Genomic DNA, 14,656 nt, shown 5'->3' with positions numbered 1-14,656 from the left:
CCCGATGGCGCTATCCCCGCTGAACCAACGCCGCTGGCGTAACTTTACCCGTAACCGCCGCGCCTATTGGAGCCTTTGGATTTTCGCGATCCTGTTTGGAATCTCGCTGTTCGCTGAATTTGTGGCCAACGACAAACCGATCCTCGTGAACTATCGCGGCGACTATTACATGCCGATCTTCAAGTTCTACCCCGAGACCGAATTCGGCGGCGATTTCCTGACCGAAGCGGTGTACCGCGACCCCGAAGTGCAATGTCTGATCGCCTCGGGCGGGTTGATCGACTGTCTGGACGACCCCGAGGGGATCATCGAGGACGCGCAGGATGGCGAGGTCGCGGGCGAGCCGATTTCGGCGGGCTGGTCGATCTGGCCGCCCATCCCCTATAGCTTTGACACCGCCGTGGACCGGCCCGGCGCGGCCCCGCTGCCGCCGAACGGGCAGAACCTGCTGGGCACCGATGGCACCAAACGTGACGTGCTGGCGCGGGTCATTCATGGCTTCCGGCTGTCGATCATCTTTACCCTGATTGTGACGGGGGCCGCGTCGTTGATCGGGATCATCGCGGGGGCGGTGCAGGGGTTCTTTGGCGGCTGGACGGATCTGATCTTCCAGCGCGTGATCGAGATCTGGACCTCGACCCCGTCGCTTTATGTGATCATCATCATGTTCGCCATTCTGGGGCGCAGTTTCTGGCTGCTGGTGTTCTTGCTGGTGCTGTTCAGTTGGACATCGCTGGTGGGTGTGGTGCGGGCCGAATTCCTGCGCGCGCGGAACCTTGAATATGTGCGCGCGGCGCGCGCGCTTGGGGTGGGGAATATGACGATCATGTTCCGCCACATGCTGCCCAATGCGATGGTCGCGATGCTGACCATGCTGCCGTTTATCATCACCGGCACGATCAGCACGCTTGCGATCCTTGATTTTCTGGGCTTCGGCCTGCCGTCGTCGGCCCCGTCCCTGGGCGAGCTGACGTTGCAAGCCAAGCAGAACCTGCAAGCGCCCTGGCTGGCGTTCACCGCGTTCTTCACGTTTGCCATCATGCTGTCGCTGCTGATCTTTATCTTTGAAGGGATCCGCGACGCCTTTGACCCGAGAAAGACGTTCTCATGACGCCTTCGACCCAGAACGCCGCGGTGCTGCAAGTGGATGACCTGCGCGTCTCCTTCCGTCAGGAAGGCGCGTTGACCCATGCGGTCAAGGGCGTGAGCTTTGCCGTGCAGCGCGGGGAGACCGTGGCGCTGGTGGGGGAGTCCGGCTCGGGTAAATCCGTATCGGCGCTGAGCACCGTATCGCTGTTGGGCGACAGTGCCGAGGTGTCGGGGTCGGTGCTGTATGACGGGCAGCAGATGGTCGGGGCGAGCGACAAGCTGCTGCGCAAGGTGCGTGGCAATGACATCAGCTTTATCTTTCAAGAGCCGATGACCTCGCTGAACCCGCTGCATACGATCGAAAAGCAGCTGGCGGAATCTCTGGCGCTGCATCAGGGCGTGGCAGGGGCCGAGGCGCGGGCGCGTATCCTTGAACTGCTGGACAAGGTCGGGATCGTGGATGCGGAAAGCCGGTTGGGGGCCTACCCGCATCAGCTGTCGGGTGGGCAACGGCAACGGGTGATGATCGCGATGGCGCTGGCCAACAAGCCCGATGTGCTGATCGCGGATGAACCGACCACGGCCTTGGACGTGACCATTCAAGCGCAGATACTCGACCTGCTGAAAGAGCTGAAAGATAGCGAGGGCATGGGCCTGCTGTTCATCACCCATGATCTGGGCATCGTGCGCCGCATTGCCGATTGCGTCTGCGTGATGAAACAGGGCGAGATTGTCGAACACGGTCCCACGCACGAGATTTTTGACAACCCGCAGCACCCCTATACGATCAAGCTTTTGGGGGCGGAGCCGTCGGGCCGACCGGACCCGGTTGCACCCGATGCCGAGGTGATCGCCAGCACCGATCATCTGAAGGTCTGGTTCCCGATCCAGAAGGGGTTCATGCGCAAGACGGTGGATCACGTGAAGGCGGTAAACGACGCGTCGCTGTCGGTGCGCGCGGGGGAAACCCTTGGTATCGTGGGTGAATCCGGGTCGGGCAAGACGACGCTGGCACTGGCGATCATGCGGTTGATCTCCTCTGAAGGGGGGATCAGCTTTATGGGGCAGGACGTGCGCAGTTGGTCCACGCGGCAGTTACGGCGGTTGCGCAAGGATATGCAGATCGTGTTTCAGGATCCGTTCGGCAGCCTGTCGCCGCGGATGACCTGTATGCAGATCATCGCCGAAGGGCTGAGCGTGCATAAGGTGGACCCCGACCGCAATCAGCGCGAACTGGTACGCGATGTGATGATCGAGGTGGGCTTGGACCCGGCCACGATGGACCGCTATCCGCACGAATTTTCCGGCGGGCAACGTCAGCGGATCGCGATTGCGCGGGCGATGGTGCTGCGGCCCAAGCTGCTGGTGCTGGACGAGCCGACCTCGGCGCTGGATATGACCGTGCAGGTGCAAATCGTGGACCTGCTGCGCAATCTGCAGCGCAAATACGGGCTGGCCTATCTGTTCATCAGCCACGACCTGAAGGTCGTGCGCGCGATGTCGCATAAAGTGATGGTGATGAAGCGGGGGGATGTGGTCGAATACGGCGATGTCGATACGCTGTATGACAATCCGCAGTCCGATTATACGCGCACCTTGCTACAGGCGACGACCTGAGCAGGCCAAGCTTAAGAGCTTGGCCCGATCATAAAGCAGTTCACATTGCGGGCGACCAGACGGCGGCAGGCCAGATCGGCTGTCTCGCGGGTCATGCCAAGGAAGTTGGCGTCGAACCCTTGCGGGCGACGCACGACTTTGCGCAGGCTGCCGTCGAGGGTCGAGATTTCGGACAATGCGGTTTTCAGCAACACTTTCTCGGCGGCATAGCGGCTGGGGTAGCGGCCCACATTCACGCCCCAGTGACGCCCACCAGATGTCGACACGCGTGTGATGACCTCGGGGGCGGGGGGCGCTTTGGGTGTGACCTGTTTGACCGCGGCGGTTTCAACCAGCGATGCGGCAGCCGAGGGGCGCAGCGTGGGCCGGACCGAGACCGAGGCGAGCAGGGTTTCCGCCTCTGCTGCGGGTTCCGGTGTCGGGGCAGGGGCCTCTGCCACGACGGCCGGCGCGGTTTTCTGCGCCTCTTTCAGCGCGGCGGTGATGTCCGAGTTCAGGATCGGCGAGGTCGCTTGGGGCACCTCTGCGGTGGCAACCACGACCTGAGGCTGGTGGCCCGGACGCAATGTGGGACGTTTGGAAGTGGTGACGGCCCCCACGAGGCGGATGACCTTGCCCGCGGCCCCGTCGGATGCGACGGGCGTATCTTCGACATCGGCGTAAGCGGGCTTGGAGGGTTTTTTCAGCGGTGCGCTGGAGGGGGCGCGGCGGAAGCCCAGATCCATCAGCTCGGCCACTTTGGCGTTCCGCGCGCTGGTGGAGGTGCCGCCGAAGACGGTCACGATAATGCGTTCATTGCCCCGTTCGGCCGAGGCGGTGAGGTTGAAGCCAGCGGCGCGGGTGTAGCCGGTCTTGATCCCGTCGGCGCCTTTGTAGGACGACAGGAAGCGACGGTTGGTGTGGCTGACCTTGCGCACGCCCGCATCGGCAGTGATGCGCGAGAACAGGTTGTAGTATTCGGGGTGATCATACAGCAGGTGGCGGCCCATGATGGTCATGTCATGTGCGGTCGACATGTGGCCGGATTCTGTCAGGCCGTGGGCGTTCTTGAAGGTGGTGTTGGTCATGCCAAGCGCCTTGGCGGTGCGGTTCATGCGGCGGGCGAACTTGGCTTCGGACCCTTCGATGGCTTCCCCGATGGCGGTGGCGGCGTCATTGGCAGATTTGACGGCCGCGGCGCGGATCAGGTAGCGCAGGGCGATGGTCTGGCCCGATTTCAGCCCCAATTTGCTGGGCGGTTCGGACGCCGCGTGGCTGGTGATCTTGACCTTGCTGTCGAGCGAGATCTCACCGCGTTTAATCGCCTCGAATGCGATATAAAGTGTCATCATTTTGGTGAGGGAGGCCGGGTGCAGACGGGTATCCGCGTTTCGGGAGTGCAACACTTCGCCGGTTCGGGCGTCGATCACATAGGCGGCATAGGGGGCCGCCATTGCGCTGAGCGGCAGGATCAGCAAGATCCATATAGCCGCAAGAATAAATAGCCCATACCGGGCTGGCTGCACACGCCGCACTCTCATCATAACTGCCTTTGCTCTGCCTCGGCCGTCGATTTTTCAACTGACCATTATTATTAAGGTAAGGTTACCATAGGACGTGTTTTCGATAAAGGCGTTCGATGTGGTGCAGCCCGGAAAAGCGGCGATTTCCGCGCAGCACATTTAGCGTGTGCCCAAAACTCCGCCACTATAGGGGCGATTGTGGCGGGAATGTGGCGAGAGTTGGGCGGCAACGCAGCGAAGGTAAGGCGAGAATACAGCAGCGATCAGGGCAGCAGTTCTGCCACTTCGGACAGGCGCGTGATCTGGTGGAAGCGGGGCGAATCACTCGGGGCGGGTGCATGCTCCAGCGCCCAGGTGACGCCGTGGGGGATATAGACGCCATGCCCGCCCGCGTGGATCATCGGCACCACGTCCGATTTCATGGAGTTCCCGATCATCATGCCGCGGGCCGGGCCGTCGCCGTGGGTATCAAAGATGCGCTGGTAGGTTTGCGGGGTCTTGTCCGACACGATTTCAATCGCGGTGAACATATCACGCAGCCCGGATTCAGCGAGCTTGCGTTCCTGATCCAGCAGATCGCCCTTGGTCACCAGCACCAGCCGATAATCGTCTTGCAGGGTTTCGAGGGTTTCGCGCACATCGGGCAGCAGTTCGACCGGATGGGCCAGCATATCCCGCCCCGCCGCCAGCAGTTCGGAGATGACATCGGCCGGCACGCGGCCCTCGGTGATCTCTATCGCGGTTTCGATCATCGAGAGGGTGAACCCTTTGATGCCAAAGCCGTAGTGGGGGATGTTGCGCCGCTCTGCCTCCAGCAGCCGGTCCATCAGGCTGTCGCGGTCGGTGTAATCGGCAAGAAGTTCCGCGAATTTGACCTGTGTCAAAGCAAAGAAGCGTTCGTTGTGCCATAAAGTGTCATCGGCATCAAAACCGATGGTCGTTAGCGGATTGCCCATCTTTGGCGCGCCCTCTTTTCTAATTCTGCTTTAGGGTTATATAGACGCCTACACGACTCACTTGAAACGACTTCTCAGGCAGGAGCAGCAATGCGCCTTGATGATCTTATGATGGCGGGCAAAGACCGGGACGACGACGAAACCGATCTGTTGACCAAGACCAAACCAAAGACCAAGCGGCCGCCTTTGTACAAGGTGATGCTGTTGAACGACGATTTCACCCCGATGGAATTTGTGGTGATCGTGCTTGAACGCTTCTTCGGGCTGAACCATGCCCAAGCCTTCGAGATCATGTTGACCGTGCATAAAAAAGGGCTGGCGGTCGTGGGCGTGTTCAGCCACGAGATCGCGGAAACCAAAGTCGCGCAGGTGATGGATTTCGCCCGGCGTCACCAGCACCCGCTGCAATGCACCATGGAAAAAGAAGAATAACACGTGATTGATGCACGTCTGCAACTGGCGCTTGACGGCGGTGGTCTTGAGTTGCCAGCTGAAGGGACGATTGCCGTCTTTCAGCCCCCCCGTGACAGTGATTTGCCAGGTCTGGACAAAGACCGCGTGCAGATTATCCATGATTTCAAACCGGATTATGACGCATGGGCCGCGCGCGGCTATGATGTCGTGCGCACCATCAAGGACCGCTATGCGGCCTGTATCGTCTGCCTGCCACGCGCCAAGGCCGAAGCCCGCGCCGTGATCGCCGCCGCCTGCGAGGTATGCGACGGGATCGTTGTGATCGACGGGCAAAAGACCGACGGCGCCGATAGTGTCCTGCGCGAGATGCGCGACCGTGTGACCGTGCAGGGCCCGATCTCGAAGGCTCACGGCAAGATGTTCTGGATCTCGGAACCGGCGGCGGAGTTCTTTTCCGACTGGCGTCAGGGGCCGGAGCTGACCGAAGGCGGGTTCTGGACCGCGCCGGGGGTCTTTTCCGCCGATGGTGTCGATCTGGCCTCGGCGCTGCTGGTGGATGCCTTGCCCGAGAAGCTCGGGTCGGAGGTTGCCGATCTGGGGGCCGGTTGGGGCTTTTTGTCGGCCCACGCGCTGACACGGCCTGACATCAAGAACCTTTACCTTGTTGAAGCGGGACATATGGCGCTGGAATGTGCGCGCCGCAATGTCACCGATGATCGCGCGTCCTTTGCATGGGAGGATGCCACAAGCTGGGAGCCGCCCCACCGCATGGACAGCGTGATCATGAACCCGCCCTTCCACATCGGTCGCGCGGCTGAACCGCAGATCGGCCAGGCGTTTGTTGCCACGGCAGCACGCATCCTGTCGCCGCAAGGCAAGCTGTGGATGGTCGCGAACCGTCATCTGCCCTATGAGGCAGAGCTGAAAACCCGTTTCGCCCATGTCGAGGAAATCGGCGGCGATGCGCGGTTCAAACTGTTTCACGCGGCACGGCCTTTGCGCAAACGCCGATAGGCGGGCCGCGCCTGATTAAGGAACGATTTATGTCATTCTCAATCTCTGGCAAAAGCGTCATCGTCACCGGGGCCGCGAACGGCATCGGCTTGGCGATTGCCCGGCAATTCGCCGACAAGGGCGCAAATGTGATGTGTGCCGACATCGACGAGAAAGCGCTGGTCGAACAGCTGGGCGATGCCAAGGACGACGGCAACATCCGCTTTTTCGCGGGCGATCTGCGGCAACGTCTGACGATTGCGAACCTCGTCTCTGCCACCATTGACGCCTTTGACGAGGTCGACGTGTTGGTCAATGCGTCGCGGCAGTTCCTGCCGACGGATGCGCTGGACAGTGATGATACCAGCGTTGAAACCCTGTGGCAGGAAAACGTGATGACCGCGATGCAGCTGACGCAGCAGGTCGCCAAACGCATGATTAAACAGTCCGAGGGCAAGGAAGACGGCAGCGTGGGCAGCATCGTCAACCTCAGCTCGACCACCTCGCGGCACACACGGCCCGAGTTGATGGCCTATTCCATGGCGGCGGCCGCGCTTGAGCAGATGACGCGGTCGATGGCGCTGACGCTGGCACCGCATCGCATCCGGGTGAACGCGGTCGCCTTCGGGTCGGTGATGAGCGGGTCGCTGAAAGCGTCCTGCGCCGAGAACCGCGAGTGGCGCGACGACATCCGCAACCACACACCGCTGGGGCGCATCGCTTCGCCGTCAGAGCTGGCCGACACGATCCAGTATCTTGCCGCCGACAGCTCCAGTTTCCTGACCGGCGAAGTGATCGTTGTGGACGGGGGGCGGTCCTTGCTGGACGCCGTGGACGCGCCGGCACACTAGAATACGCAGTAACGAAAGGCTTTGCGCATGACCGTTGATTTCGAGGCGGAGAAGACCCGCGCCGCTGAGTGGTTCCGCAGCCTGCGCGACCAGATCGTGGAGGCATTCGAGACGCTGGAGCGTGACCACGCCGAGGGCCCGCTGTCTGATGCCGCGCCCGGCACGTTCGAGGTGACCCCGACCAAACGCAGCAGCGGCGACGGCAGTGACGCGGGCGGCGGTCTGATGAGCGTGATGCGTGGCGGGCGTGTGTTCGAAAAGGTCGGCGTCAACGTCTCTACGGTGTTCGGCACCTTGGGAGAGCGTGCGCAAGTCGCGATGGCGGCGCGCAAGGGCATCCCCGGCATGGCCGAAGACCCGCGGTTCTGGGCGTCGGGCATCAGTCTGGTCGCGCATATGCAGAACCCCCATGCCCCGGCGGTCCATATGAACACCCGCATGTTCTGGACCCCCCATGCCAGCTGGTTCGGGGGCGGGTCCGATCTGAACCCCTGCATCGAATATGACGAAGACACCGCGCATTTCCACGCCGTGCAAAAGGCGCATCTGGACCCTCATGGCAGCGATCTCTACCCGCGGCTTAAGGCCTGGGCGGACGAGTACTTCTATATCCCGCACCGTCATCGCGCGCGCGGGGTCGGCGGTATCTTTATGGATGATCACGCGACAGGCGATTGGGAGGCGGATTTTGCCCTGACGCAGGATATCGGCCGCGCCTTCCTGCCCGCCTATCTGCCGCTGGTGCAAAAGCGGATCACGCAAGACTGGTCAGAGGCGGATAAAGAGGCGCAGTTGGTGCATCGCGGGCTTTATGCGGAATATAACCTTGTCTATGACCGCGGTACGAAATTCGGGCTGGAAACCGGCCATGACGCCAATGCGGTTCTCATGAGCCTGCCGCCTTTGGCGAAGTGGATCTAGGGGGCCAGCCCCCGCCCTGCGGGCTCCCCCGGGATAGCTGCCATTTGGAATGAAAAAGGCCCCCGACCGTGCAGGTCGGGGGCCTTTTCGTCTAAACCGGTATCAGCTTATTGCTTTGGCAGCATCACGCCGTTGATGACGTGGATCACACCGTTGGACTGTTTGACGTCCGCGATCTCAACGAAGGCGGCATTGCCGTTTTCATCCACCAGCTTCATGCGGCCATCATCGGCGTAGGAGGCTTGCAGCGTGCAGCCGCCCAGTGTCGGCACGGGGTGCTCACCGCCGTCGTCCTTGATCATGCCCTGCAGCGCGTCGGACATCACGGCCTTGCCGACCACGTGGCAGGTCAGGATTTCGGTCAGACGTTCTTTGTTCTCGGGCTTGACCAGCATTTCGACGGTGCCTGGCTCAAGACGGTCGAAACCGGCGTTGGTGGGGGCGAACACGGTGAAGGGGCCTTCGCCTGCGAGGGTATCAACCAGACCGGCAGCTTTCACAGCGGCAACCAATGTGGTGTGGTCGGCAGAGTTCACGGCGTTTTCAACGATGTTCTTGTCGGCGAACATTTCAGCACCACCGACCATGGGGTTCTTCATCTCGTCGGCGAAAGCCGCACCAGCAGTCAGGGCCAGAGCTGCGGTTGCGGTCATCATCTTTTTAGCGAAAGTCATGGTGTTCTCCTCGGTTTATATCGTGATCATTTGTTGATCATGCCGAAGCAACGGGGCCATGCTGCGCTTAGTTTCAAACAGAGCGCGAATTTATTTTGGATGTTATCCTTTGACGTGCCAGTCGAAGAAGCCGGGGCCTGCTTGGGCCAGCAGGTCCTGCGCCAGATCGACGCCCATCTGACCGCCTTGCGCAATAGGGCCGCTGCGGTCGCCGGCAATCGCCTCTGACCCGTCGGGGCGCAGGACTTGGCCGCGCAGGTGGAGCGTGTCGCCGTCCAGCGTGGCCAGCCCGGCAATCGGTGTCTCGCAGGATCCGTCAAGCGTGAGCAGAAAGGCGCGTTCGGCGGCCAGACGTTGGCCCGTGGGGGTGTCGTGGATCGCGGCGAGCATGGCTTCGGTATCAAGGTCTCCGGCGCGGCGTTCGATGCCAATGGCCCCTTGCGCGACCGCGGGCAGCATCAGCGTGTCGTCGATCGGCGTGGCGGGGACGTGTTGCATGCCCAAACGGTTCAGACCGGCCACGGCGAGGAAGGTACATTCGGCCACACCATCGGCGAGCTTTTTCAGCCGCGTCTGCACATTGCCGCGGAATTCGACGACCTGCAGGTCGGGACGCTGGTGCAGCAGCTGCGCACGGCGGCGCAGGCTGGAGGTGCCGACGACCGCGCCTTCGGCCAGTTGGTCCAGCGCCGAGAGGGTGGGCGCGACAAAGGCGTCGCGCGGGTCTTCGCGCGGCAGGTAGGTATCGAGCAGCAGGCCCCCCGGCTGGATCGTGGGCATGTCTTTCATCGAATGCACAGCGATGTCGATTTTGCCTGCCAGCAGGTCTTCTTCGATTTCGCGGGTGAACAGGCCCTTGCCGCCGATGTCCTTGAGCGGGCGATCCTGAATGACATCGCCGGTGACTTTGATCACGACGATTTCAAACGCCGCCTGTGGAATTTCAAACGCGGCGGCCAGACGGGCGCGGGTTTCATAGGCCTGGGCCATCGCCAGTGGCGAGCCGCGGGTGCCGATGCGCATGGGGTTTTCGGGGGTGGGCAGGTTCACAGTCATGGCTCTTCTTTAGGGGTGTGGATTTGATCTGACAAGCGGTGCCATTGCCTTGACATCGCGGCGCTACATCTTGACCTAAGACAAAACCATTGAAGAGTAGGAATCCCCGATGCCGCAGACCGACACGCAAAGCAAAACCATTCTGCGTTCATTGGCCGGAGAGACGCTGCCGGTGCCGCCGGTCTGGATGATGCGGCAGGCCGGACGCTATCTGCCCGAGTATAAGGCGACGCGGGCGCAGGCGGGGGATTTCCTGTCTTTGTGCTACAACCCCGAGCTGGCGACCGAGGTCACCTTGCAGCCGATCCGTCGTTACGGGTTTGATGCGGCGATCCTATTTGCGGATATTTTGCTTGTACCGCAGGCGCTTGGCGCTGATCTGTGGTTTGTCACCGGCGAAGGGCCGCGCCTGTCCACGGTCACCACACAGGCGGATTTTGACCAGCTGCGGCCCGTGGGCGATATCCACGAGACGTTGAACCCGATCTATCAGACGGTGCGCAACCTCGCCGGTGAACTGCCGCGCGAGACGACGTTGATCGGCTTTGCCGGTGCGCCCTGGACTGTCGCGACCTATATGATCGCGGGGCAGGGGACCAAGGATCAGGGGCCTGCGCATCTGCTGCGCACCCAGGATAACGCCCTGTTCGAGAAGCTGTTGGACCTGATTACCAAGGCAACCATCGAATATATGTCTGCGCAAATTGACGCAGGCGCCGAGGTGATGAAGATCTTTGACAGCTGGGCGGGGTCGCTGCCGGGCGATGCTTTCGAGAAATACGCGCTGGCCCCTGCGCGCGAGATCACGCAAGAGCTGAAGAAGCGCCACCCCGGTATCCCGATCATCGGTTTCCCGCGCGAGGCCGGCGATAAATACATCGGGTTCGCCAAGGCGACGGGGGTGGATTGTGTGGCGCTGGATAATTCCATCTCGGCGGATTGGGCGGCCAAACATGTGCAGGTGGACGGTTGCGTGCAGGGCAACCTTGCATCGATCCATATGGTCACCGGCGGGCAGGCGCTGGTGGATGAGACGCGCCAGATCGTCAAAGCCTTCTCCAAGGGCCCGCACATCTTTAACCTAGGCCACGGGATCACGCCGGATGCCGACCCTGACAATGTGCAGCGCATGATTGATACGGTGCGCGAGGGCGAATAATCAAATAAGATTGGCTTTGGCTCTTGACGGGGGCCGAAGCCTGTCATACTCGGAGCGCCGATGGCGTTATAGCTCAGTTGGTTAGAGCGAACGACTCATAATCGTTAGGTCCCTGGTTCAAATCCAGGTAACGCCACCATCTCCCCCCCCCGCACAGATATGACTTTTGTAGGTTAGCTGTTGTTCAGCATGGCCCGTCGTGTGTCGTGTTCCCGAGCTACGTGTTTTTCATCTGCTTGTACCGGAGGTGATTGATAATCCCCTGTCGCTGGTGTCAGAGTGTCACTCAGCTAAAGGCTCGGAACTGCTCGGCAACAGAGCGGTCCGTTTTGACTGAACACGGGAGATTAGAATGATGATGAGAAGAACCCTGATGGGGATCGCGGGTGCGGCCCTTGCCGTTGGCATGAGCGCGACCGGCGCGATGGCGCAAGAGGTTACCCTGCGCATGCACCAGTTCCTGCCGCCACAGGCCAATGTGCCCAAACTTATTCTGGATGTCTGGGCCGATAAGGTCGAAGCCGCCAGCGACAACAAGATCAAGATTGAACGCTACCCCTCCATGCAGCTAGGCGGGAAGCCACCGGAGCTGATGGACCAAGCGATTGACGGTGTGGCCGATATCGTCTGGACCGTGGTGGGCTATACCCCCGGTCGCTATCCCACGACCGAAGTGTTCGAGCTGCCCTTTATGGTCACCGACGCCCGCGCGGCGAGCTCTGCCTATTGGCAGATGTTCGAAAAGCACATGAAAGACACCGAGTTCAAGGACGTACATATTCTGGGCACATGGGTTCACGGCCCCGGCATGCTGCACACCAACACCGAAGTGCGGTCGCCCGACGATATGCAGGGTCTGAAGATTCGCGGCGGGTCGCGTCTGGTGAACCAGCTGCTCGAGATTACCGGCGCGACGCCCGTGGGCATGCCGGTTCCGGCGATTCCCGAAGGTCTGTCCAAGGGCGTGATCGACGGCACCACGATCCCGTGGGAAGTGACGCCATCGTTGAAAGTGCCGGAACTGGTGAAGAACCACACCGAATTTGACGGTGCCGCACTTTATACGCTGACCTTCGTGCTGGCGATGAACAAAGACCGCTATGATGGATTGTCGGATGAGCTGAAGAAGGTTCTGGATGAAAACTCCGGTCTGGAATTCTCGGTCTTTGCGGGGGGCACGCAGGCGGATGCCGATGGCCCTGCGCGTCAGGTCGCGGTTGATCTGGGCAACAACATTGTCGAGCTGAACGAAGAAGAGACCCAGGTCTGGCGCGATGCGTCGCAGCCGATCTACGACAGCTGGATTGCCGATATGGACAGCAAGGGCATCGACGGTCAGGCGCTGATCAATGAGGCGCGTGAATTGATGGATGCCTACGGCAAATAATCCCTGACGACGATAGCAGGCCCGCGGTGCATTCCTGCGCCGCGGGCCTGATTGCTTGATACACCCCAAAATACCTAGACAAGATTGAGAGAACCATGCGTCGGCTGATATATTTTCTTGCCCGCTTTACCGCCGTGATCGGAGGGCTGGTGCTGATGGCGCTGGTGCTGATGACCACGGCCTCTATCATCGGGCGCACGGTCAACAAGATGCTGCATAGCCCCTTCTTTCAGGAGAAGCTGACCGGCCTGTCGCAGGGGCTGATTGACATGGGCATCGGCGAGATCAACGGCAATTATGAATTGCTGGAGGCGGGGGTCGCCTTCGCCATCTTCTCGTTCCTGCCGATCTGCCAGTATTACGGCGCCCATGCCACGGTGGATGTGTTTACCTCTTTCCTGCCGGCGCGGGTGAACCGCTGGATCATGGCCTTTTGGGAGGTCGTTCTGGCCGCGGTGATCGTGCTGATCATCTGGCGTCTCTACGAGGGGATGCAACGCTATCTTGGCAATGGCGAGACGACATTGTTCCTGCAATTTCCGGTGTGGTGGGCCTATGCCGCCAGCTTTGCGTCCGGCGTGATTGCCAGCGTTGTGTCCGTCTATTGCGCCGTGATCCGCGTGATAGAGGCGATCCGCGGCACCGATATTCTTCCCAGCGAACAAGGGGCCCATTAAGATGACCAACCTAGAACTGGGCTTCTGGTCCTTTCCTGTGCTGCTGCTGATGATCTTTCTGCGCGCCCCTATCGGGCTGGCGATGCTGCTGTGCGGGTTTGGCGGCTGGTATCTGGCAATGGGGGGTAACCCCACGCCGCTGCTGTCAAAGCTCAAGTCCGAGACCTATACGACGTTTTCCAGCTATTCGCTGAGCATCATTCCCATGTTCCTGCTGATGGGCCAATTCGCGACCCTATCGGGAATGAGCCAGGCCCTGTTCAAAGCGGCAGAAAGCTTTCTGGGGCATCGTCGCGGGGGTGTGGCGATGGCGGCCGTGGGGGCCTGCGCGGGCTTTGGCGCGATTTGCGGCAGCTCGCTGGCGACAGCGGCGACCATGTCGAAGGTCGCGCTGCCCGAGCTGCGCCGCTATGGCTATTCCGGCGGGTTTTCCACCGCGACACTGGCCGCGGGGGGGACACTGGGCATCCTGATCCCGCCGTCGGTCATTCTGGTGATCTATGCGATCCTGACAGAACAGAATATCGCCAAGCTGTTTCTGGCGGCCTTCCTGCCCGGTGTGCTGGCGGCCATCGGCTATGTTATCACGATCTCGATCTACGTGCGTCTGAACCCCAAATCCGCGGGCGTGCGCCCTGCGGTGCCCATGGGGGACCGCTTCAAGGCGCTGGCGAATACATGGCCGGTGCTGGTGATCTTTTTCGTCGTCGTGGGCGGCATCTATCTGGGGTGGTTCACCCCGACCGAAGGCGCGGCTGTGGGCGCTGCTGGCACTGGTCTGGCGGCGTTGCTGGCGGGCAGTCTGAACTGGACGGTCTTGCGCGAAAGCCTGATGGGCACGGCGAAAACCACGGGGATGATCTTTTTCATCGTGCTGGGGGCAGGGTTCTATAACGGCTTTCTGGCCCTGTCGGGCGTGCCGCAGTTCATGGCTGACTGGGTCGTGGGGCAGGGCTATAGCCCGTGGTTCGTGCTGGTCGTGATCCTTGTCTTCTACCTCGTTTTCGGCTGTCTGATGGACAGCCTGTCGATGATCCTGCTGACCGTGCCGATCTTTTTCCCCGTGATCTCGGCGATGGATTTCGGGATGAGCACAGAGCATCTGGCGATCTGGTTCGGCATCCTTGTGCTGATCGTGGTCGAGGTCGGTCTGATCACGCCACCGGTGGGGATGAACCTGTTCATCATCAACTCGATGGACCGTGAAACCCCGATGACAGAGACCTATAAGGCCGTGATGTATTTTGTCGGCTCCGACATCGTGCGGGTGATCATTCTGGTGATGTTCCCCGCGATTACGCTGTTCCTGCTGCCCTGAGGGGACACAGCGCTGTGACATGAAAAAAGGGCCGCGTCTGAC

Annotated in this window: 14 protein-coding genes and 1 tRNA gene; 11 read left to right on the top strand and 4 right to left on the bottom strand. The window is 61.0% G+C overall.

All coding sequences use genetic code 11. From position 1 onward, the window contains the following. The first annotated feature begins 4 nt into the window (after positions 1-4). Together ABM428_RS14150 and ABM428_RS14145 are read left to right on the top strand one after the other, a co-directional pair. Positions 5-1,111, top strand: a complete 1,107-nt coding sequence (locus ABM428_RS14150) for an ABC transporter permease (RefSeq protein WP_074637256.1) — start codon at positions 5-7, stop codon at positions 1,109-1,111. After that, complete coding sequence (locus tag ABM428_RS14145; RefSeq protein ID WP_353628019.1) at positions 1,108-2,706, top strand: ABC transporter ATP-binding protein; 1,599 nt, start codon at positions 1,108-1,110, stop codon at positions 2,704-2,706. Before ABM428_RS14150 ends, ABM428_RS14145 begins: the two co-directional genes overlap by 4 nt. Before the next feature lie 11 nt (positions 2,707-2,717). On the opposite strand, the gene ABM428_RS14140 is transcribed toward ABM428_RS14145, so the two are convergent. Then, positions 2,718-4,226 carry a D-alanyl-D-alanine carboxypeptidase family protein gene (locus ABM428_RS14140; RefSeq protein ID WP_289091072.1) on the bottom strand — a complete coding sequence of 503 codons (1,509 nt, stop codon included), beginning with the start codon at positions 4,224-4,226 and terminating at the stop codon, positions 2,718-2,720. Positions 4,227-4,471: 245 nt separating this feature from the next. Beyond that, entirely contained in the window at positions 4,472-5,164 is a 693-nt protein-coding gene (locus ABM428_RS14135) for an HAD family hydrolase (protein ID WP_132998173.1), read from the bottom strand. 90 nt (positions 5,165-5,254) lie between these two features. On the opposite strand from ABM428_RS14135, the gene clpS reads away from it, so the two are divergent. From clpS to hemF, 4 genes are read left to right on the top strand one after another with little or no spacing between them, the layout of a single operon-like run. Continuing rightward, positions 5,255-5,596 carry an ATP-dependent Clp protease adapter ClpS gene (gene clpS, locus ABM428_RS14130; RefSeq protein ID WP_005850026.1) on the top strand — a complete coding sequence of 114 codons (342 nt, stop codon included), beginning with the start codon at positions 5,255-5,257 and terminating at the stop codon, positions 5,594-5,596. 3 nt (positions 5,597-5,599) lie between these two features. Beyond that, positions 5,600-6,592, top strand: a complete 993-nt coding sequence (locus ABM428_RS14125) for a class I SAM-dependent methyltransferase (protein WP_005850024.1) — start codon at positions 5,600-5,602, stop codon at positions 6,590-6,592. Between the two features lie 29 nt (positions 6,593-6,621). Continuing rightward, positions 6,622-7,422, top strand: coding sequence for an SDR family NAD(P)-dependent oxidoreductase (locus ABM428_RS14120; protein ID WP_005850022.1), 801 nt, complete (start codon positions 6,622-6,624; stop codon positions 7,420-7,422). Between the two features lie 27 nt (positions 7,423-7,449). Beyond that, on the top strand, positions 7,450-8,343 hold the full coding sequence (gene hemF / locus ABM428_RS14115; RefSeq protein WP_132998174.1) for an oxygen-dependent coproporphyrinogen oxidase: 894 nt from the start codon (positions 7,450-7,452) through the stop codon (positions 8,341-8,343). A gap of 107 nt (positions 8,344-8,450) precedes the next feature. Here hemF and ABM428_RS14110 read toward each other — a convergent pair whose 3' ends face one another. Together ABM428_RS14110 and hemC are read right to left on the bottom strand one after the other, a co-directional pair. Continuing rightward, positions 8,451-9,017 carry a fasciclin domain-containing protein gene (locus ABM428_RS14110; protein WP_037941218.1) on the bottom strand — a complete coding sequence of 189 codons (567 nt, stop codon included), beginning with the start codon at positions 9,015-9,017 and terminating at the stop codon, positions 8,451-8,453. A gap of 102 nt (positions 9,018-9,119) precedes the next feature. Further along, positions 9,120-10,073: a hydroxymethylbilane synthase gene (gene hemC / locus ABM428_RS14105; protein WP_005850014.1), complete on the bottom strand. Its 954-nt coding sequence runs from the start codon at positions 10,071-10,073 to the stop codon at positions 9,120-9,122. Between the two features lie 109 nt (positions 10,074-10,182). On the opposite strand from hemC, the gene hemE reads away from it, so the two are divergent. From hemE to ABM428_RS14080, 5 genes are all read left to right on the top strand, one after another. Continuing rightward, complete coding sequence (gene hemE, locus ABM428_RS14100) at positions 10,183-11,232, top strand: uroporphyrinogen decarboxylase (protein WP_353628018.1); 1,050 nt, start codon at positions 10,183-10,185, stop codon at positions 11,230-11,232. A gap of 62 nt (positions 11,233-11,294) precedes the next feature. After that, positions 11,295-11,371, top strand: a tRNA-Met gene (locus ABM428_RS14095). Between the two features lie 213 nt (positions 11,372-11,584). Next, positions 11,585-12,619, top strand: a complete 1,035-nt coding sequence (locus ABM428_RS14090) for a TRAP transporter substrate-binding protein (RefSeq protein ID WP_037941222.1) — start codon at positions 11,585-11,587, stop codon at positions 12,617-12,619. Positions 12,620-12,714: 95 nt separating this feature from the next. Beyond that, positions 12,715-13,296 carry a TRAP transporter small permease gene (locus tag ABM428_RS14085; protein ID WP_005850008.1) on the top strand — a complete coding sequence of 194 codons (582 nt, stop codon included), beginning with the start codon at positions 12,715-12,717 and terminating at the stop codon, positions 13,294-13,296. A 1-nt stretch (position 13,297) separates the two neighbouring features. Next, positions 13,298-14,614, top strand: coding sequence for a TRAP transporter large permease (locus ABM428_RS14080; protein WP_306285167.1), 1,317 nt, complete (start codon positions 13,298-13,300; stop codon positions 14,612-14,614). Positions 14,615-14,656: the final 42 nt, after the last annotated feature.

This window comes from Sulfitobacter sp. TCYB15, assembly GCF_040435955.1.
GTDB lineage: Bacteria > Pseudomonadota > Alphaproteobacteria > Rhodobacterales > Rhodobacteraceae > Sulfitobacter > Sulfitobacter pontiacus.
This window is presented reverse-complemented; position numbering and strand designations above follow the sequence as displayed.